Raw genomic sequence first — 21,174 nt, forward strand, 5'->3', positions numbered from 1 at the left:
CATCAAACTCTTCAGGCGCATATCACTGCGGGTTGGCACGAGTGCTGGAAAGCAACGATTTCAGGTTGGCAGCCTTGGGCTTGACCAGCCAGAAACGACGCAAGTAATCATCGAGGTTCTCGGCGAGTTCACGACCCCACTCGCTGTCGGTTTCCGCGACGTACTCGTTCAGCACGTTTTGCAGGTGGCTGCGATAGGCTTCCATCGCCTCGCCGCTGATCCGCTGGATTTCGACCAGTTCGTGGTTGACCCGGTCAACGAAGGTGTTGTCCTGATCGAGCACGTAGGCGAAACCACCGGTCATGCCTGAGCCGAAGTTGTAACCGGTCTTGCCCAGCACGCAGACGAAACCACCGGTCATGTACTCGCAGCAGTGATCGCCGGTGCCTTCCACAACTGCGTGGGCACCGGAGTTACGCACGGCAAAACGCTCGCCTGCGGTGCCAGCGGCGAACAGCTTGCCACCGGTCGCGCCATACAGGCAGGTGTTGCCGATGATGGCGCTTTCCTGAGTCTTGTAGACGCTGCCCTTGGGCGGCACGATGGTCAGTTTGCCACCGGTCATGCCTTTGCCGACGTAGTCGTTGGCATCGCCTTCCAGGTACATGTTCAGACCGCCAGCGTTCCACACGCCGAAGCTCTGGCCAGCCGTGCCTTTGAAGCGGAAGGTGATCGGCGCTTTCGCCATGCCCTGGTTGCCGTGCTTGCGGGCAATCTCGCCGGATATCCGCGCGCCGATCGAGCGATCGCAGTTGCAGATATCCAGATCGAATTCAGCACCGCTCATGTCGTTGATCGCCGACGATGCCATCTCGACCATTTTCTCGGCCAGCAGGCCCTGGTCGAACGGCGGGTTGCGCTCAACCCCACAGAACTGCGGCTTGTCGGCCGGGATGTGATCGCTGCCCAACAGCGGCGTCAGGTCCAGGTGATGTTGCTTGGCGGTCTGGCCTTCAAGGATTTCCAGCAGATCGGTACGACCGATCAGCTCTTCCAGCGAACGCACGCCGAGTTTGGCCAGCCACTCGCGGGTTTCTTCGGCGACGTAGGTGAAGAAATTCACCACCATGTCGACGGTACCGATGTAGTGGTCCTTGCGCAGCTTCTCGTTCTGAGTGGCGACGCCGGTGGCGCAGTTGTTCAGGTGGCAGATACGCAGGTATTTGCAGCCCAGCGCGATCATTGGCGCGGTGCCGAAGCCGAAGCTTTCAGCGCCGAGAATGGCTGCCTTGATCACGTCGAGGCCGGTTTTCAGACCGCCGTCGGTCTGCACCCGGACCTTGCCGCGCAGGTCGTTGCCGCGCAGGGTCTGGTGGGTTTCGGCGAGGCCGAGTTCCCACGGGGCGCCGGCGTATTTGATCGAGGTCAGCGGCGAAGCACCGGTGCCACCGTCGTAGCCGGAGATGGTGATCAAGTCCGCATAGGCCTTGGCCACACCGGCAGCGATGGTGCCGACGCCCGCTTCTGCCACGAGTTTCACCGAAACCAGCGCCTGCGGGTTGACCTGCTTGAGGTCGAAAATCAGCTGCGACAAGTCCTCGATCGAATAGATGTCGTGGTGCGGCGGCGGCGAAATCAGGGTCACGCCCGGCACTGCATAACGCAGCTTGGCGATCAGCCCGTTGACCTTGCCGCCCGGCAGTTGCCCGCCCTCGCCCGGCTTGGCGCCCTGGGCCACCTTGATCTGCAGCACTTCGGCGTTGACCAGGTATTCCGGGGTCACGCCGAAACGGCCAGTGGCGACCTGCTTGATTTTCGAGCTCTTGATGGTGCCGTAACGCGCCGGGTCTTCACCGCCTTCGCCGGAGTTGGAACGCGCCCCGAGGCGGTTCATGGCTTCGGCCAGGGCTTCGTGCGCTTCCGGCGACAAGGCGCCCAGCGAGATACCGGCGGAGTCGAAGCGCTTGAGCACCGATTCCAGCGGCTCGATTTCACTAATGTCCAGCGGCGTATCGAGGGTCTTGACCTTGAACAGGTCACGGATCATCGACACCGGGCGGTTGTCGACCAGCGAGGTGTATTCCTTGAACTTGGCGTAGTCGCCCTGCTGCACGGCGGCTTGCAGGGTGTTGACCACGTCCGGATTGTAGGCGTGATATTCGCCACCGTGGACGAACTTCAGCAGACCGCCCTGCTGGATCGGCTTGCGCGGGCTCCAGGCTTCGACGGCCAGCGCTTTCTGCTCGGCTTCGATGTCGACGAAACGCGCACCCTTGATGCGGCTCGGCACGCCGCGGAAGCTCAGCTCGCAGACTTCTTCGGACAGGCCAATGGCTTCGAACAGCTGCGCACCGCGGTACGAAGCGATGGTCGAAATGCCCATCTTCGAGAGGATCTTCAGCAGGCCTTTGGTGATGCCTTTGCGGTAGTTCTTGAACACCTCGTAGAGGTCGCCCAGCACTTCACCGGTACGGATCAGGTCGCCCAGCACTTCGTAAGCCAGGAACGGATACACCGCCGAGGCGCCGAAACCGATCAGTACGGCGAAGTGGTGTGGGTCGCGCGCAGTGGCAGTTTCAACCAGGATGTTGGAATCGCAACGCAGGCCTTTTTCGGTCAAGCGGTGGTGTACCGCACCGGTCGCCAGCGAGGCGTGGATCGGCAGTTTGCCAGGGGCGATATGACGGTCGCTCAGGACAATCTGGGTACGTCCGGCGCGCACGGCTTCTTCAGCCTGATCGGCAACGTTGCGGATCGCCGCTTCGAGGCCGACGCTTTCGTCGTAGTTGAGGTCGATGATCGCCCGTTCGAAACCCGGACGGTCGAGGTTCATCAACGAACGCCACTTGGCCGGGGAAATGACCGGCGAGCTGAGGATCACGCGCGAGGCGTGTTCCGGCGACTCCTGGAAAATGTTGCGCTCGGCACCGAGGCAGATTTCCAGCGACATCACGATCGCCTCACGCAGCGGGTCGATCGGCGGGTTGGTCACCTGGGCGAACTGCTGGCGGAAATAGTCGTACGGCGTACGCACACGCTGCGACAGTACAGCCATTGGCGTGTCGTCGCCCATCGAACCAACGGCTTCGTAGCCTTGCTCGCCGAGCGGACGCAGTACCTGGTCGCGCTCCTCGAACGTGACCTGATACATCTTCATGTACTGCTTGAGCTGATCGACGTCGTAGAACGCCGAACCGTGATCGTTGTCTTCCATGGTCGCCTGAATGCGCAAAGCATTCTTGCGCAGCCATTGCTTGTACGGATGACGGGATTTCAGACGGTTGTCGATCGCATCGGTGTCGAGGATCTGCCCGGTTTCAGTGTCCACGGCAAAGATCTGACCCGGGCCGACGCGGCCCTTGGCGAGCACATCTTCGGGCTGGTAGTTCCACACGCCGATTTCCGACGCGAGAGTAATGAAACCGTTTTTGGTGGTGACCCAGCGCGCCGGACGCAGACCGTTACGGTCGAGCAGGCACACCGCGTAGCGACCGTCGGTCATGACCACGCCGGCCGGGCCGTCCCACGGCTCCATGTGCATCGAGTTGTACTCGTAGAACGCACGCAGATCCGGGTCCATGGTTTCGACGTTCTGCCACGCTGGCGGAATGATCATCCGCACGCCACGGAACAGGTCGATGCCACCGGTGACCATCAGTTCGAGCATGTTGTCCATGCTCGAGGAGTCGGAACCGACACGGTTGACCAGCGGGCCGAGCTCTTCCAGATCCATCAGATCGTTGCTGAACTTGGTCCGACGGGCCTGTGCCCAGTTGCGGTTACCGGTGATGGTGTTGATCTCGCCGTTGTGCGCGAGGAAGCGGAAGGGCTGCGCCAGCGGCCATTTCGGCAGGGTGTTGGTGGAGAAGCGCTGGTGGAACACGCAGATCGCGGTTTGCAGGCGCTCGTCACTCAGGTCTGGATAGAATGCGGCCAGATCGGCCGGCATCATCAGGCCTTTATAGATGATGGTCTTGTGCGAAAAGCTGCAGATGTAGTGGTCGCTGTCGACGGCGTTGGCCACCGACGAACGGCGACGGGCGCTGAACAGCTTGACCGCCATGTCCTGATCGCTCAGGCCTTCGCCGCCGATGTAGACCTGCTCGATCTGCGGCAGGCGCTCAAGGGCCAGACGGCCGAGGACGCTGGTGTCGATTGGCACTTTGCGCCAGCCGATCAGTTGCAGGCCTTCAGCAAGGATCTCGCGGTTCATGTTCTCGCGAGCGGCTTCGGCCTTGGCCGGATCCTGGTTGAAGAAGACCATGCCCACAGCATATTGCTTGGGCAACTCGACGCTGAAGGTTCCCTGGGCGATGGCTCGCAGGAACGCATCAGGCTTTTGAATCAGCAGACCGCAACCGTCACCGGTCTTGCCGTCGGCATTAATCCCACCGCGGTGGGTCATGCAGGTCAGGGCCTCGATGGCCGTTTGCAAAAGGGTATGACTGGGCTCGCCCTGCATATGAGCTATCAGGCCGAAACCGCAGTTATCCTTGAATTCATCTGGTTGGTACAGACCTGCTTTCATAGACACTTTCTCACCAGGCTGCCTCTATTCGAGGCAAATTTCTTTTCAATTCAACCACTTGCGTTCCGCGCCGAACGTACGCCGGCTTCGCGGGGGCAAAAGGGTGGTCATTGTACACAGCGACACAGAGGCTCACAAATTTGACGACGAACTGTCGCAAATTCATGTCGCATTTGTGAAAGGTTTAAAGCGATCTGCTGTGCTAGTCAAAACTTTTTTAAATTCTGACCGCAACGACTCAAAAACTACTGTGACGCAGACACCAAAAGGCACGCATCCTTTTCAGAAAGCGCGCACTTGTGGAGATTTTGAGGTGCCGGGAGAGGCGGCCTGGGTAAGGCCGCCGAATCTTCAGCGAGTTGTTGCCAGTTCCTGTTGGACGCTGGCGACAGTGCGAGGCCAAGGTTTACCAGCCTGAACCTTCGCTGGCAAGGCCTTGATGGCAGAAACGGCCGCATCACGATTGGCAAAATTGCCATAGGTGATCACATACAGCGGCTTGCCGTTGAGGACTTTCTTGAAATAACGGTACTCGCCGCCCTGCTCCTTGACGAAGTTCTGCGCGGCGGTTTCCGAGCTGGTGCCGAGGATCTGCACCACGTAGTTGCCGGTCGGCTGACCGGCGTACCAGCTGCCACCGGCAGCCTTGGCGACGGTCACAGGCTTCTCGGCCGGTTTCGCCGCAGCGACCGGTTTCGCCGGTGCCGGCGCCGGTTTGGCGGCTGGTGCGGCCGGAGCAGGCTTGGCGGTGGCGACTTGCGTCGGGGCTGGCGTCGGCTTGGCGGCTGGCAACGGCACCGGAGTCGGCGCAGGACCGGCCGGCACGCCGGCTGGCGGCGCGGAGGTGGTCACGGTCGGCGGGGTATCACTGGAGCCTTCCAGCGGCACGCCATCGTCACCTTCAGTGATGCCACCGGCCTCTTCGGCCAACGGCCCACGCATGACCGGTTGTGAGTTGCCGACCAACGGCAGCGGCATCGGCTGGGTGTTGCCGGCGAATTCGACGTTGGGTGCCGCGCCATTGGCGGGCGCCTGACCCAGAGGCAACTGCGCCTGTTCATTGGCTGGCGCGCCGGTAGTTGGCGCCTTGTTGCGACCCGGCATCAGCCAGGCGGCGGCGACCGCGACCACCACGACGGCGGAAATCGCCAATACGTGTTTCTTCGGCATGTTGAACCCCATACTTGGACGCTTCACCGCGGAGCGGCTGGCAATCATGACTTCGATCAGAGCATCGCGAGCGACCTGGTTGATGTTGCCCGGCCAACCCTCGGAGCTTTCGTGAATATCAGAGATCTGATCCGCGGTGAAAAGTTCGACACCCCGGCCGGCGCCTTCGAGCCGCTGGTCGAGATATTCGCGAGTTTCTTCTTCGGTGTACGGCTGCAGTTCGATGACGTGGAAACGCTCTTCTTCAAGCTGCAACGCCTCAAGTTGAGCGATCAGCGACGACTCGCCGAACAGGAACACATGCGGACGCCCTTCCGGCGTACCAGCGCCTAGCGCCATCAGAGCTTCGAGAGCGGATTCGTCGAGCTGCTCGGCGTCGTCCACCAGCAGATAGACTTCCTGACCGGTCAGGGCGAGCTGGACGACCTGTTCGAGAATCGCACCGACCTCAGCCTGGGCGACATCCAGCGCCTGCGCGACCTGGCGCAGCACCAGCGGGCGCCACGGGCGGAAACCACCACGCTCTGCACCGACTGCTTGTTGGTGCTGGCGACCAGCGCCTGACGCAGCAAGGTCTTGCCGCTGCCCTGCGGGCCGGTGACCACCAGCAGCAACTGGCTGTAGCGCGCCAGATGATGCAGTTGACCGAGCACCGGTTTGCGCTGGGCCGGAAAAAATTTGAAGCCTGGCACCCGCGGCGCGAACGGGTCGTGACTTAACTGGAAATGGCCGAGAAACGCCTCGTCGGCATGCAAACTAGTCATCGGAATCTTATTAACCTTTAAGCTGAGCCAGGGCGCGGTAATCCGCTCCCAGCGTGGCCTGTAGAACCTCTTTCGGATAATCGTCGGTCACGACCGCTTCGCCCATCCGGCGCAGCAGCACCAGGCGCAGACGACCGTCGATCACTTTTTTGTCGATTGCCATGTGTTGCAGAAAATCGGCTTCGCGCATTTCTTCAGGCGGAATCACCGGCAGACCGGCGCGCTGGAACAGACGAATGCCGCGATCGCGCTCCTGCTCGCTGATCCAGCCAAGACGCGCGGACATCTCCAGCGCCATCACCGTGCCAGCCGCGACCGCTTCACCATGTAGCCAGACACCATAGCCCATATGGGTCTCGATGGCGTGCCCGAAGGTATGGCCGAGGTTGAGCGTGGCGCGCACGCCGGTTTCCTTTTCATCGGCGCCGACCACCGCAGCCTTGGCCGCACAGGAACGCTCGATCGCATACGTCAGGGCTGTCTGATCCAGCGCGCGCAGGGCGTCGACGTTGGCTTCGAGCCAGGTCAGGAACGGCTCATCGCAGATCAGACCGTATTTGATGACTTCGGCCAGACCGGCGGAGAGTTCGCGCGCCGGCAGGGTTTTCAGCGACGCGGTATCGATCAGCACCACGTTCGGCTGATAGAACGCGCCGACCATGTTCTTGCCCAGCGGATGGTTGATGCCGGTCTTGCCGCCCACCGACGAATCGACCTGGGACAATAGCGTGGTCGGAATCTGAATGAAATCGACGCCGCGCTGATAGCAGGCAGCGGCGAAACCGGCCATGTCGCCGATCACACCGCCGCCCAGAGCGATTACAGTGGTACGGCGATCATGCCGAGCGGTCAGCAGACCGTCGAAGATCAACTGCAGGGTTTCCCAGTTCTTGAACGCTTCGCCGTCCGGCAGCACCACGGAAATCACCGAGTATTGCGCCAGGCTGCGGGTCAGACGTTCGAGATAGAGCGGCGCAACGGTCTCATTGGAGATGATTGCCACTTGCCGCCCGTGGATGTGCGGCGCCAGCAGTTCGGGCTGGTCCAGCAGACCTTCGCCAATATGAATCGGGTAGCTGCGCTCGCCCAGGTCGACCTTGAGTGTCTGCATGTGTCCCCACAGTGAAGATGGAAGCAGGCGTCCTGCCCTGAATTATTGGTTATCTGCGGCCTGTAGCGGGTGTGACGCCGCTTGCCGGTCATCCGCCACACCTCGGCAGGCTGTGACAGGACGCCGAGGATAGCGCATTTCGCGCGCGGCTTTAACGGGGCGGAAGCTGGGCCAGACGGTCGAGAATATCGAGCACCACCATGCGCGGCGGCCGCTCGTCGGTTTCCACCACCAGATCGGCAATTTCCCGATAAAGCGGATCGCGGATCGCCAAGAGGTCACGCAGGGTTTTCGCCGGATCGGCGGTGCGCAGCAACGGCCGGTTGCGGTCGCGCGAGGTGCGGCCGACCTGCTGTTCGACGGACGCGTGCAGGTACACCACCCGCCCGCCCTCGAACAGGGCCTTGCGATTGGCGTCGCGCATCACCGCGCCACCGCCAGTCGCCAGCACCACGCCGTCGAACGCGCACAGCTCGGCGATCATCGCCTGCTCACGGTCGCGAAAGCCGGGCTCGCCTTCCTTGTCGAAGATCCATGGGATATTGGCACCCGTGCGCAGCTCAATTTCCTTGTCGGAATCCTTGAACGGCAGGCGCAGCTCTTTGGCCAGCAATCGGCCGATGGTGCTTTTACCAGCACCCATCGGTCCTACAAGTATCAAATTTCGCACAGAATCAACGACTCACAGCAATCGCCTGGTTATTCATGATACGCGGAGTGAGAAATACCAGCAGCTCGGATTTTTTCTCCGAAACCACATCACGCCGGAAAAGGCGGCCAAGATACGGCACATCGCCAAGAAATGGCACCTTATCTACAACCTTGCTCTGAGTATTTGAAAAAACACCGCCAATTACGATGGTTTCGCCATCATTGACCAGCACCTTGGCGTTGACCTCGTTTTTCTTGATCGGCGGCACATCCTGCACTTTGTTCAGGTAATCCGGTTCGTCCTTGGTGACCTTGACCTCCATGATGATGCGGTTGTCCGGCGTGATCTGCGGCGTGACCTCCAGCGACAGCGAGGCCTCCTTGAACGACACCGAAGTCGCGCCACTGGAACTGGCTTCCTGATAGGGAATCTCGGTGCCCTTGAGGATTTTCGCGGTTTCCTTGTCGGAGGTGACCACTTTCGGTTGCGAGACGATTTCGCCGTTGCCGGTCTTTTCCATCGCCGTCAGCTCAAGATCGAGCAGAACGTTATCGGTGATGAAGGCGATGCCAATTCCGGAAGTATTGTTGACAGTGCCCATGTCGACGAACGGCGAGTTGGTGCTGGTGCTGCCCGGCGTACCGATGGTGCTCGACGAACCGTTGACCCCGGACGCATTCCAGTTGCCCTTGTTCTGCACTGAACCGCCCCAGCGCACGCCCAGACTCTTGTCGTAATCGACGTTGGCCTCGACGATGCGCGCCTCGATCATCACCTGACGCACCGGAATATCCAGTTGTGCCACGATTCGCCGCAGCTCGTCGAGACGATCCTGGGTCTGGTAGGCAATGATATTGTTGGTCCGCTCATCCACGGTGATCGAACCACGCTCATCGATTTTCGCTTCGGCGCTGGTCACCGACTGAAACAGCTTGGCAATGTCCGCCGCCTTCGCATAATTCACCTGCAACAGTTCACGACGCAGCGGCGCCAGCTCGGCAATCTGCTTCTGCGACTCGAGTTCCTGGCGTTCGCGGGCAGCGATCTCATCGGCCGGCGCGACCAGCAGCACGTTGCCGATCTTGCGCTTATCCAGCCCCTTGGTTTTCAGCACCAGATCCAGCGCCTGATCCCACGGCACGTTTTGCAGGCGCAAGGTGATGCCGCCCTGCACCGTATCGCTGGCAACCAGATTGAGATTGGTGAAGTCGGCGATCAGTTGCAGCACCGAGCGCACATCGATGTCCTGAAAGTTCAGCGAGAGCTTTTCGCCGATGTAGGCCTGACGGTCGGCGTTGCGTTTTTGCAGGTCGTCGACGCTCATTGGGCGGATGCTGACGGTCAGCTTGTTGTCGGTCTGGAAGGTCGAATAGTCGTAGGTGCCGCTGGGCTCGACGGTGATCACCGTGCGATCACCACTCATCGCGGCGTTGACGAACTGCACCGGGGTGGCGAAATCCTTGACATCGAGGCGCACGCGCAGCTTTTCCGGCAGCTGTGTGCGGGCGAAGCTGAGAATGATTTTGCCGTCGTGTTCCTGGATATCCGGGGCAATGGTCGGGTCGGACAGATCAATGACAACGTTGCCCTCGCCCTCGGTGCCGCGCTGAAAATCGACGCCACGAATGCCGCGGTTTTTCGGTACGAATGGCTTGGCCGCTGGCGCAGCCGCCGTGCTCACACGCGGCGCAACCGCGGCGGGGCGCGACGCAGGCGCCGGTGCACCCTGGCCGACCACCACAAACAGAGTGTTGCCGTCGATGCGTGTGGTGTAAGGCGCAAGCTGGGTGAGGCTGACGATCAGCCGCGTGCGGTCCTTGGCCTCGACCACCGTGGCGGTACGCGCATTGCCGCTGCCCAGATCGAGATTCTTGTTGCTCAACTGACTGGCGACACCGGGCAGATCGACAGCGATGCGCGCCGGCGATTCGGTGGTGTAGCCCTTGGGCGCCGGTGGCGGACTGTCGAACGACAGCTTCAGTTCGACGCGGTCACCCGGCAACGCCGCTACATCCAGCGCTTTCAGGTTGGCCGCATTTACCATCGGCGACATCAGCGCTATCCATAGCGAAAAACCGAGGGTGGAGAAAATCCTGTTCATTGTTCGACTTCCACTATGAGTGCTCTTTCAAAGGAATGGTGCGCGGCCGTTCGAGCCAGGCGCCCTGCCCGTCGGGCACGATTTCGACCACGTCGACCTGTGTCGCGCTGATGGCGACGATGCGCCCGTCGTTGCGCCCCAGGTAATCGCCGACTTTCAACCGATGCACCCCGCCCGCCCCGCGCAGCAGCGCGAACGAGCCCGAGGCATTGGCAATCGTCCCGACCATCTCGAACTGCTCGATGTTGAAACCTTCCAGATATTGCTTGACCCGGTTGGGATCCGGCTTAACGTTGCGCGAGCCGTGTTTGCGCCCGGCCAGATCGACCCGCACCTGCGGTGAAAACGGACTGCGCAGGTTGGCCGCGCTGTAAGTGAATGTCGGGTAAGACCGGAATGTCGGCGTTGGTTCAATCTTGCCGGCCGGACGCAGGCGCACTTCATTCATGTAGGCGTCGAGATCACCGAAGTCATCCCCCCCGCCACACCCGCTCAATGCGAGCAGCGTCATCGCGGCCATGTAACGAATCGGGGTCATTTCTGCAGCCCCTTGTCGTTATAGCGATAAGTCTTGGCGAGGATGCTCATGCGCAGCTTCGGCCCGCCTTCCTTGTTGGCGGGTGCCAGTTCGAAATCATGCAGGGTAACGATGCGCGGCAATCCGGCGACGCCGCTGACGAACGTGGCGAGATCGTGGTAAGCGCCGGTGACGGTGATCTGGATCGGCAGCTCGATGTAAAAAGGCTGGGTGACTTCCGGCAGCAACTTGATCTCTTCAAATTCCAGGCCGCTGCCCAGGCCGGTGCGGGTGATGTCTTCGAGCAGGCCCGGCACTTCGGTGTCGCTGGGCAACTGCCGCAGCAACTCACCGAAGGTATTTTCCATCTCCTTCATCTGCTGGGTGTACAGCTCGAGATTGGCCGACAGCCGCGCCTTGCTGGCGAACTGTTCCTTGAGCGTCAGCTCTTCCTCGCGCTTGAGGTCGTGTTGATTCTCCAGGTCACTGAGAAAAAAGTTATAGCCAAGCGCCAATACCAGCACCATCAATAGCGCGCCAGCAATGAACTTCACCGCCGCCGGCCAGGAACCGATGTTGCTGGTATCGAGGTCGTTGAAATCGACGCTGCGCAGGCTTTCCAGCCATTCGGACGGCTTCATTGGTCGTCCTCGGCAGTCTTGGGCCGGGTCTGGCGCACGGTCAGCTCAAAGGTGTTGGCCTGATCGACTTGTCCGGCAGTAGTGGCTTTGACTTCGTTGAGGCTCGGCGCATCGAACCAGTCCGATGCTTCCAGGTTGCGCATCAGGTCGGAAACGCGATTGTTGGATTCCGCAGCGCCGCTGATCGACAGGGCTTTGCCGGTCATTTTCACTTCGGTGAAATACACGCCGTCCGGCAGCGTGCGCGCCAGTTGATCGAAGATTCGCCCGCTGATCTGCCGGTTGCCCTGCAAGTCCTGGATGATGCGCATGCGCTCGACCAGCTGCTGGCGGCGTGCCTTGAGTTCACTAATCTGTTTGATCCGCTCGTCGACCACGGCGATCTGCTTGCTGATGTAGTCATTGCGCGCCACTTGCCGGTCGATGGCGGCACTGATGATCTGATCGGCAATCAGCACCGCACCGACCGAACCGACGAGCACGCCGGTCAATACCAGCAGAAAGCGTTTGCGCCGCTCCTCGCGACGCTCTTCGCGCCAGGGTAAGAGGTTGATCCGCGCCATCAGTCGAAACTCCTGAGCGCGAGCCCGCAGGCGATCATCAATGCCGGCGCATCGCTGGCCAGCGCGCCGGCGTTGACCTTGCTGCTCAGCGCCATGTCGGCGAACGGGTTGGCCACTTGCGTTGGCGTGTTCAGGCGTTGTTCGATCAAGCGATCCAGCCCCGGCACCGAGGCCGTGCCACCCGCCAGCAGAATGTGATCGACGGCGTTGTATTGCCCGGACGCGAAGAAGAACTGCAACGAGCGTGACACCTGCTGCACCAGCGCCTCGCGAAACGGCTGCAGGACTTCACTGACGTAATCATCGGGCAGGCCGCCCTGTTTTTTCGCCAGCCCGGCCTGCTCGACGGTCAGGCCGTAACGCCGCTGGATTTCCTCGGTCAATTGCCGACCGCCGAACAATTGCTCGCGGGTGTAGATGATTTTGCCGTTGTGCAGGACGCTGAGGGTGGTCATCGTCGCGCCGATGTCGACCACGGCCACGGTCAGGCGCTCCTGGGATGCCGCCAGTTGCGTCGCCAGCAAAGCGTATGAGCGTTCCAGCGCGTAAGCTTCGACGTCCACCACGCGCGCCGTCAGCCCGGCCAGGGCCAACGCTGCCTCGCGCACTTCGACGTTTTCCTTGCGACAGGCCGCCAGCAGGACATTGACTCGTTCGGGATTGCGCGGCGACACGCCCTGGACTTCGAAGTCGATGGCGACTTCGTCCAGCGGGTAGGGAATATATTGGTCGGCCTCGATCTTCAGCTGGTTTTCCAGCTCGTCGTCGGAAAGACCGGCGTCCATTTCGATGACCTTGGTGATCACCGCCGAGCCGGCCACCGCCACCGCCACGCCCTTGAGCCCGGTGCGCGCCTTGCTCAGCACGCGACTGAGGGCCTGGCCGACGCCTTCGAGTTCGGCGATGTTCTTTTCGACCACCGCGTTGACCGGCAAGGGTTCGACGGCGTAGGCCTCGACCCGGTAGCGCTCGCCCTGACGGCTCAATTCCAGCAGCTTCACTGATGTGGAGCTGATGTCGATCCCCAGTAATGTATTGGCTTTTTTATTGAAGAGTCCCAGCACTACCAATTCCCTATGACTTTCCGTGAGTTACGGACTCTGTAATACGCATTGCGTTCCTTCACCCCGTCTTGACAGAAGCGCAAATGACGCCCCCTGCGGAAAAGTGCTTATAATGCCCAGCGTTTTTTTCCGCTTTTTACTGCCCGCGCGGACCGTTCTGTGTGTTACCGGAACCCCGTCGCCAAATTCATTCTTTGCTCTGGATGTCCAAAAGCCTTGATTCGTCTGCTGAAATTTTTCGGTTGGTCCATCGTCGCCGTTTTCTGCGGACTGCTATTAGGTCTCAGCGGCGCGTTTCTTTACCTTAGTCCGGGTTTGCCGTCTGTGGAGGCTCTGCGAAGCATTCAGTTGCAGATTCCCCTGCGGGTCTACAGCAGCGATGACAAGTTGATCGCAGAGTTTGGCGAAATGCGCCGCACACCGATCCGTTTCGCCGACATTCCGCCCAATTTCATTAATGCGTTACTAAGTGCTGAAGACGACAATTTCGCCAACCACTACGGCGTCGATCCGAGCAGCCTGATGCGCGCCGCGACGCAACTGGTCAAAAGCGGACACATCCAGTCCGGTGGCAGCACCATCACCATGCAGGTGGCGAAGAACTTTTTCCTCACCAGCGAACGCAGCTTCTCGCGTAAAACCACGGAAATTCTTCTGGCCCTGCAGATCGAACGGCAACTGACCAAGGACGAGATTCTCGAGCTGTACGTCAACAAGATCTATCTGGGTAACCGCGCCTATGGCATCGAGGCGGCGGCGCAGGTGTATTACGGCAAGTCGATTCGCGACGTCAGCCTGGCGCAGATGGCGATGATCGCCGGCCTGCCGAAAGCCCCGTCGCGCTTCAACCCGCTGGCCAACCCGGCGCGCAGCAAAGAGCGCCGCGACTGGATCCTCGGGCGCATGTACAAGCTCGGCAAGATCACCGAGGCCGATTACACCGCGGCTATCAACGAGCCGCTGAACGCCAGCTACCACGTACCGACGCCGGAAGTGAACGCGCCGTACATCGCTGAAATGGCCCGCGCCGAAATGGTCGGCCGCTATGGCAGCGACGCCTACACCGAGGGCTTCCGCGTCACCACCACGGTGCCGAGCAATCTGCAGGAAATGGCCAACACCGCGCTGCACGAAGGCTTGATGACCTACGACCAGCGCCACGGCTACCGTGGCCCCGAGTCGCGCCTGCCGGGCAAGACCCGCGAAGCCTGGGCCAGCGAACTGACCAAGCAACGCACCATCAGCAGTCTGGAGCCGGCGATCGTTACCCAGGTCGACAAGAACGGCCTGCAAGTGCTGACCCGTACCGGCGAAGAACATGTTGGCTGGGACACCATGAAGTGGGCGCGGCCATTCCTCAATACCAACAGCATGGGCGCCACTCCGCGCCAGCCAGCGGATGTCGCGCAGGTCGGCGATCTGGTCCGCGTGCAGCGCCAGAAAGACAATTCGCTGAAGTTCAGCCAGATCCCGCAGGCGCAGGGCGCGTTGGTGTCGCTGGATCCGCAGAATGGCGCGATCCGTTCGCTGGTCGGTGGTTTCGCGTTCGAGCAGAGCAACTACAACCGCGCCATGCAGGCAAAGCGTCAGCCGGGTTCGAGCTTCAAACCGTTCGTCTACAGCGCCGCACTGGACAGTGGCTACACCGCTGCGACCCTGGTCAACGATGCGCCGATCGTATTCGTCGACGAGTACCTGGACAAAGTCTGGCGTCCGAAGAACGACACCAACACCTTCCTCGGTCCGATCCGTCTGCGCGAGGCGCTGTACAAGTCGCGCAACCTGGTGTCGATCCGCCTGCTGCAGGCGATGGGCGTGGGTAAAACCATCGACTACATCACCCGCTTCGGCTTCAACAAGCAGGACCTGCCGCCGAACCTGTCGCTGGCATTGGGCACCGCGACCCTGACGCCGATGGAGATCGCCACCGGCTGGAGCACCTTCGCCAACGGCGGTTACAAGATCACCCCGTACATCATCGACAAGATCGAAAGCCGTAACGGCGACACGCTGTTCGTGGCCAACCCGCCGACTGTTCCGCAAGGTGCCTCGGCGACGGACGGTATCGCCGCGCCGGACACCGAGTCGTTCACAGTAAATGCCGCACCGGCTCCCGGCGAAGCGCCAGGCAATCAGGCAGTGCCTCAAGCGCCAGCCGTGGCCGAGCGGATTGTTGATGGTCGTACTACCTACATCCTCAACAGCATGCTGCAGGACGTGATCAAGCTCGGCACCGGCCGCCGCGCCCTCGCCATGGGCCGTAGCGACATCGCTGGCAAGACCGGTACCACCAACGAATCGAAAGATGCGTGGTTTTCCGGTTACAACGCCGATTACGTGACCACGGTGTGGACCGGTTTCGACCAGCCGGAAAGCCTCGGCCGCCGCGAGTTCGGCGGCACTGTGGCGCTGCCGATCTGGATGAATTACATGTCGGCCGCGCTGAAGGACAAGCCGCCGCACGTGCAGCCAGAGCCGGAAGGCATCCTCAGCCTGCGCGTCGACCCGGTCAGTGGCCGTGCAGCGTCGCCGAGCACACCGGGCGCGTACTTCGAGCTGTTCAAGGCTGAAGACACCCCGCCGTCGGTGAATGAGCTGGGCAACGGCGTCGTACCGGGCAGCCCGCTGCCGGCGGATGAACAGGCGCCGATCGATCTGTTCTGATCCGGCAGCCATTGAAAAGCCCCGCCTTCGTGAGAAGTGCGGGGCTTTTTATTGCCTGAAGATCAAGAGCCCCTCACCCTAACCCTCTCCCAGAGGGAGAGGGGACTGACCGTGGGATGTTTGGGAGCTACACCGACCTGAAAGTATTGCGCCGAATCCATAATCGACACCACTCTCTCTGGTCGATGCAGGGCGCCGAACACCTCGGTCAGTCCCCTCTCCCTACGGGCGGTCCGACGTTTCGGCAGGGCTAGGGTGAGGGCCCTTGTTGATATGAAATGCGTCCCTGAGAACTCCCGAAAACAAAAAAGCCCCGACTCTCACAAGTCGGGGCTTTCGTTTGAAGCGCTACAACGGCTTAACCGTTGAACACGTCATCCACGCTTTTCAGCGGGTAGTTCTTCGGATACGGCAGGGTGGCCACACCGGTCTCGATCGCCGCTTTGGCCACAGCGTCGGAGATCAGGGTGATCAGGCGCTTGTCCATTGGCTTCGGAATGATGTACTCACGGCCGAATTCCAGTGGAGCACCACCGTAGGCATCGCAGACGTCCTGTGGCACCGGCAGCTTGGCCAGTTCGCGCAGGGCGTTGGCGGCCGCGACTTTCATTTCTTCGTTGATGCGCTTGGCGCGAACGTCCAGGGCACCGCGGAAGATGAACGGGAAGCCCAGTACGTTGTTGACCTGGTTCGGGTAGTCCGAACGGCCGGTGGCCATGATCACGTCGCTACGGGTGGCGTGGGCCAGTTCCGGGGAGATTTCCGGATCCGGGTTGGAGCAGGCGAACACGATCGGGTTCGCTGCCATCGACAGCAGGCCTTCAGCGCTCAGCAGGTTCGGGCCGGACAGACCGACGAACACGTCAGCGCCCGCCAGAGCGTCAGCCAGGCTGCGCTTCTCGGTGGCGTGAGCAAACACGGCTTTGTACTGGTTGAGGTCGTCACGGCCGGAGTGGATCACGCCGGTACGGTCAACCATGAAGATGTTTTCGATGCGTGCGCCCATGCTCACCAGCAGTTTCATGCAGGAGATGGCGGCAGCGCCGGCGCCCAGGCAGACGATCTTCGCTTCTGGCAGGGTTTTGCCAGCGATTTCCAAAGCGTTGATCATGCCGGCCGCAGTAACGATCGCGGTACCGTGCTGGTCGTCGTGGAATACCGGAATGTCGCACTGTTCGATCAGCGCACGCTCGATCTCAAAGCACTCTGGCGCCTTGATGTCTTCGAGGTTGATGCCGCCGAAGGTGATGGAGATGCGCTTGACCGTGTCGATGAAGGCCTGCGGGCTTTCCGAGTCGACTTCGATGTCGAACACGTCGATACCGGCGAAGCGCTTGAACAGCACGCCCTTGCCTTCCATCACTGGCTTGGAGGCCAATGGGCCGAGGTTGCCCAGGCCGAGAATCGCGGTGCCATCGGAAATCACTGCAACCAGGTTGCCCTTGCCGGTGTACTTGTAGGCCAGTTCGGGATCGCGGGCGATCTCGCGCACTGGTTCAGCTACGCCGGGGCTGTACGCCAGCGACAGGTCGCGAGCGGTAGCAGTGGCCTTGGTGAGCTCGACACTCAGCTTCCCCGGACGAGGATTGGCGTGATATTCGAGAGCGGCAGTTTTCAGATCAGACATTTTGGCATTCCGCTTTTTACTGTTGGACAGACTGGTCAGCGAGGATACGCGCCTCGCAAAGTCCCCACAAGACTGAGCGGTCACCGCTGTCAAGCGCCCTGCCCTACGACTTTGGGCCAAGAGCCACGGCGCACAAGGGCTGGACTGTTCACAATCGATTTGAAAAATGTCTACAATTTTTTCTTCAGCGCGAACCCTGCAACATCGAAGGATCGGTCAACGGTAACAACCAGCGCGCCTGCCCCGCCTGCAAGCCGCCGCGCCGCGAGCGATCGACAATCCAGCCGCGTGCCTCGATCTGCTTGCCCTTCAGCGTCTGCAAACGGGCATTGTCGAATTGTCCGACCAGATTGGGTGCAATGCGCAGTACAAGCGCGTCCTGCAACTCGATCCAGATTCCACCGCGATTGCGCTGCACCTTGCTCACCCGGCCGCTGACCACAGCAAAGCCCGAACGCTGAATCTGCTGCACTTTGAGCACCGGTGATTGCCGCCAGATGCCCCGCCCGGCCTGCCGCGCCGAGGTTTCGGCGGCCTGCTGACAGGCAACCAGATCGACGTTCGGCGCAACGGCAACCTGAAAACCGAGGCCATCGGCAAGCATTTGCGCTTCGAGATTGGCACCGCTGGCGCTGTAGACATGCGCGAGCGTGCGGCCGTAATGGTCCTTGCCTTGCTTGCCGGGACGCAAGCCGACACGCCCGCCACTGTCCGCCACCAGCGCTTCGAGGCGTTTGCGCGCGGCCACGGCGAACGGTTCGTCGCTGCGACCCTGCTTGCCCAGCTCCGGCGTATTGAGGCCGATCATCCGCACGCTGCGGCCGTCGCTCAGACGCAGCGTGTCGCCATCGACTACCCGCTGCACAGTGACGCTGGTCAGTCCGGCGGGCGCCGGACAGAAGGCCTGCGCACCCGAGAGCCAAATCGCAGACACAAAAAAGGCGCCCGCAAGGGACGCCTTTTTCATCAGTCTGGAGAAGTCGATACGACTTTCCAAAATGATCAGCCTCAGGCTTTTTTGCCGACGCCGAAAGTAGCGAAACGGTCTGCGAACTTCTGCACGCGGCCGCCGGTGTCCAGAGTCTTCTGCTTACCGGTGTAGAACGGGTGGCATTCGTTGCAAACGTCGATCGCCAGGGCTTTGCCGTAGGTCGAACGAGTTTCGAACTTGTTACCGCAGCTGCAGGTAACAGCGATTTCCGGGTAGTTCGGATGGATTTCGGCTTTCATGGTGTCTTCCTCAGGCTAGCGTGCCGCCACCCAACACTATTGTTGAATACCGCACGTAATTAGGCCGCGGATTCTACCAGACCTTTTCAAACGCGCAAGCTGTCACCGAGACCGACCGTCTGCTAGGCTCCCGGCCCAATACGCAACCCCCTGTAGGAGTGAGCCTGCTCGCGATAGCGGTGTGTCAGACGAAACAATTGCTGAATGCCACACCGCTATCGCGAGCAGGCTCACTCCTACAGGGTAATGCGCTGAGTCCTACCGCCCTGATCGAGATCCCCCCGCGTGCCCGACGCCATTCTGCGCCTTGCCTTGCCTTCGCCCCTGCGCCGCCTGTTCGATTACCGGGCGCCGGCCGGGGTGCGGCGTGAGCAATTGCAGCCGGGCATGCGCCTGCGGGTGCCGTTCGGGCGGCGCGAGATGATCGGGATTCTGGTCGAGGTCGCCGACACCAGCGAAGTGCCGGTGGAAAAACTCAAGCCGGCGCTGGCGCTGCTCGATACCACCGCACCATTGCCGCCAGCGCTGTTCAAGCTGTGCCTGTGGACGTCGCAGTATTACCAGCACAGCCTCGGCGACACCTTGAGCTGGGCGCTGCCGGTGCTGCTGCGTCAGGGCGAGCTGGCCGAGGCACGTCAGGAGCGTTTCTGGTCAGTGGCGCCCGGTGCCAGCCTCGATGATCCGCGCATCGCCCGCGCCCCGCGCCAGCGTGAGGCCCTGGCGACCCTCGCCCAGCATCCCCACGGCGTCGCCCATCAATTGCTGAGCAAACTGATGCTGAGCAAGGACAGCCTCGACCTGCTGCTGGCCAAGGGTCTGGTGCAAGTGGAAATCCGCCGCCACCTCCCGGGCGCGCGCCATGAACATTGGCTGGCGCAACCGGAACTGCCGCTCAACAGCGAACAACGCGCGGCCTATGAAGCGATCCGCGCCGGTTTCGACAGTTATCACGCGTTTCTGCTGGCCGGGGTTACCGGCAGCGGCAAGACCGAAGTGTATTTGCAGCTGATCCGCGAAACCCTGGAAGCCGGCAAACAGGCGCTGGTGCTGATCCCGGAGATCAACCTCGGCCCGCAGACCCTGGCGCGCTTCGAGCAGCGTTTCAATGCGCGCATCGCCCTGCTGCACTCGGCGGTCAACGATCGCGAACGCCTCGACGCCTGGCTCGCCGCCCGCGATGGCGAAGCTGACATTATTATCGGCACCCGCTCGGCGCTGTTCACGCCGATGAAAAATCCGGGGCTGATCATCATCGATGAAGAGCACGACGGCTCTTATAAACAGCAGGAAGGCTTGCGCTACCACGCCCGTGATCTGGCGCTGGTACGTGCACGTCAGGAAAACATTCCGATCGTGCTCGGCTCGGCCACGCCGTCGCTGGAAAGCCTGCACAACGCCTACACCGGGCGTTACGGTCTGTTGCGCCTGAACGAGCGCGCCGGCGGCGCCAAACAGCCGCGCTTTCTGCGCCTGGATGTGAAAAGCCGTCCGCTGGACAGCGGCATTTCCGGGCCAATGCAACAAGCCATCGGCCAGACCCTCGCCAACGGCCAGCAGGTGCTGGTGTTCCTCAACCGCCGCGGTTTTGCCCCGACCTTGCTCTGCCACGATTGCGGCTGGATGTCCGAGTGTTCGCGTTGCGATGCGCGAATGACCGTGCACCAGCGCTACGGTGAGTTGCGTTGCCACCATTGCGGCAACGTCGAACGCACCCCGCGCCAGTGCCCGAAGTGCAACAAGGTCGACTTGCGCCCGGTGGGTGCCGGTACCGAACGCGCCGAAGAACGCCTGGCGATTCTGTTCCCGGACTATCCGGTGCTGCGCGTCGATCGCGACAGCACTTCGCGCAAGGACGCGATGAATCAGTTATTCGCAACGATTCAGAAGGGCCAGCCTTGCATCCTCGTCGGCACGCAGATGTTGGCCAAGGGTCACCATTTTCCGCGGGTGACGCTGGTGTCGATTCTCGACGCTGACGGTGGCCTGTTTTCCGGCGACTTCCGTGCCAGCGAGCGCATGGCGCAGTTGATCGTTCAAGTCGCAGGTCGTGCGGGACGGGCGGAAGAGCCGGGCAAAGTGATTATTCAGACGCACCTGGCCGATCATCCTTTATTGGTGCAGCTGACCGAGCAGGGTTATTTCGCCTTTGCCGAGCAGGCGCTGAGCGAACGCCGCGCCGCCGGGTTGCCGCCGTTTGCCCATCTGGCGCTGTTGCGCGCCGAAGCGCACAAACCGGGGCAGGCGGAAGGCTTCCTCGATGAAGCCTGCAGCGAGGCCGAGCGCTTGCTCAGCGAACTGAATCTGAGCGGCATCGAACTGCTCGGGCCGGTGCCGGCGCCGATGGAACGTCGCGCCGGGCGTTATCGAGCGCAATTGTTGTTGCAGGCGACCGCGCGGGCACCGCTGCATCGGTTGCTGGCCAGTTGGTTGCTCGCGCTGGAGCAGATGCCGAGCGGGCGGGCGGTGCGCTGGTCGCTGGATGTCGACCCGGTAGATTTGTATTGAGCTGAAGATCGCTTTCGCGAGCAGGCTCGCTCCCACAATGGATCAGCGCTGCACTTTTGCGTCCTGCACGAACCCCTGTGGGAGCGAGCCTGCTCGC

General features: G+C 61.4%; 13 protein-coding genes and 1 pseudogene. 2 read left to right on the forward strand and 12 right to left on the reverse strand.

All coding sequences use genetic code 11. From position 1 onward, the window contains the following. Positions 1-22: 22 nt before the first annotated feature. The 9 genes and pseudogenes from gltB to J3P75_RS25710 all read right to left on the reverse strand — a co-directional run bounded on the left by gltB (position 23) and on the right by J3P75_RS25710 (position 13,051). Complete coding sequence (gene gltB / locus J3P75_RS25670) at positions 23-4,468, reverse strand: glutamate synthase large subunit (RefSeq protein ID WP_434708652.1); 4,446 nt, start codon at positions 4,466-4,468, stop codon at positions 23-25. Positions 4,469-4,819: 351 nt separating this feature from the next. After that, a pseudogene (locus J3P75_RS25675) lies at positions 4,820-6,402 on the reverse strand (AAA family ATPase). A gap of 10 nt (positions 6,403-6,412) precedes the next feature. Then, entirely contained in the window at positions 6,413-7,513 is a 1,101-nt protein-coding gene (gene aroB, locus J3P75_RS25680) for a 3-dehydroquinate synthase (RefSeq protein WP_434708653.1), read from the reverse strand. A gap of 151 nt (positions 7,514-7,664) precedes the next feature. Next, complete coding sequence (gene aroK, locus J3P75_RS25685; RefSeq protein WP_090280433.1) at positions 7,665-8,183, reverse strand: shikimate kinase AroK; 519 nt, start codon at positions 8,181-8,183, stop codon at positions 7,665-7,667. Between the two features lie 4 nt (positions 8,184-8,187). Further along, positions 8,188-10,266: a type IV pilus secretin PilQ gene (gene pilQ / locus J3P75_RS25690; protein ID WP_434708654.1), complete on the reverse strand. Its 2,079-nt coding sequence runs from the start codon at positions 10,264-10,266 to the stop codon at positions 8,188-8,190. A gap of 13 nt (positions 10,267-10,279) precedes the next feature. Next, positions 10,280-10,804 carry a pilus assembly protein PilP gene (locus J3P75_RS25695; protein WP_434708655.1) on the reverse strand — a complete coding sequence of 175 codons (525 nt, stop codon included), beginning with the start codon at positions 10,802-10,804 and terminating at the stop codon, positions 10,280-10,282. Then, on the reverse strand, positions 10,801-11,424 hold the full coding sequence (gene pilO, locus J3P75_RS25700; protein ID WP_434593193.1) for a type 4a pilus biogenesis protein PilO: 624 nt from the start codon (positions 11,422-11,424) through the stop codon (positions 10,801-10,803). Before pilO ends, J3P75_RS25695 begins: the two co-directional genes overlap by 4 nt. Next, positions 11,421-11,987, reverse strand: coding sequence for a PilN domain-containing protein (locus tag J3P75_RS25705; RefSeq protein WP_434593196.1), 567 nt, complete (start codon positions 11,985-11,987; stop codon positions 11,421-11,423). The genes pilO and J3P75_RS25705 overlap by 4 nt, the downstream gene beginning before the upstream one ends. Next, entirely contained in the window at positions 11,987-13,051 is a 1,065-nt protein-coding gene (locus J3P75_RS25710; RefSeq protein ID WP_434593199.1) for a pilus assembly protein PilM, read from the reverse strand. The genes J3P75_RS25705 and J3P75_RS25710 overlap by 1 nt, the downstream gene beginning before the upstream one ends. Before the next feature lie 219 nt (positions 13,052-13,270). Between J3P75_RS25710 and J3P75_RS25715 the strand changes: the two genes are divergently transcribed. Then, on the forward strand, positions 13,271-15,715 hold the full coding sequence (locus tag J3P75_RS25715; RefSeq protein ID WP_434711373.1) for a penicillin-binding protein 1A: 2,445 nt from the start codon (positions 13,271-13,273) through the stop codon (positions 15,713-15,715). 358 nt (positions 15,716-16,073) lie between these two features. Here J3P75_RS25715 and J3P75_RS25720 read toward each other — a convergent pair whose 3' ends face one another. The 3 genes from J3P75_RS25720 to rpmE all read right to left on the reverse strand — a co-directional run bounded on the left by J3P75_RS25720 (position 16,074) and on the right by rpmE (position 18,572). After that, positions 16,074-17,342: a malic enzyme-like NAD(P)-binding protein gene (locus J3P75_RS25720; protein WP_090280412.1), complete on the reverse strand. Its 1,269-nt coding sequence runs from the start codon at positions 17,340-17,342 to the stop codon at positions 16,074-16,076. A gap of 184 nt (positions 17,343-17,526) precedes the next feature. Then, on the reverse strand, positions 17,527-18,309 hold the full coding sequence (locus J3P75_RS25725; RefSeq protein WP_434711375.1) for a thermonuclease family protein: 783 nt from the start codon (positions 18,307-18,309) through the stop codon (positions 17,527-17,529). Between the two features lie 41 nt (positions 18,310-18,350). Further along, positions 18,351-18,572 carry a 50S ribosomal protein L31 gene (gene rpmE, locus J3P75_RS25730; RefSeq protein ID WP_016772055.1) on the reverse strand — a complete coding sequence of 74 codons (222 nt, stop codon included), beginning with the start codon at positions 18,570-18,572 and terminating at the stop codon, positions 18,351-18,353. 285 nt (positions 18,573-18,857) lie between these two features. Here rpmE and J3P75_RS25735 point away from each other — a divergent pair, with 285 nt between their 5' ends. Further along, positions 18,858-21,077: a primosomal protein N' gene (locus J3P75_RS25735; protein WP_434708656.1), complete on the forward strand. Its 2,220-nt coding sequence runs from the start codon at positions 18,858-18,860 to the stop codon at positions 21,075-21,077. The last annotated feature ends 97 nt before the right edge of the window (positions 21,078-21,174 follow it).

The organism is Pseudomonas sp. R1-1 (assembly GCF_051132135.1).
GTDB lineage: Bacteria > Pseudomonadota > Gammaproteobacteria > Pseudomonadales > Pseudomonadaceae > Aquipseudomonas.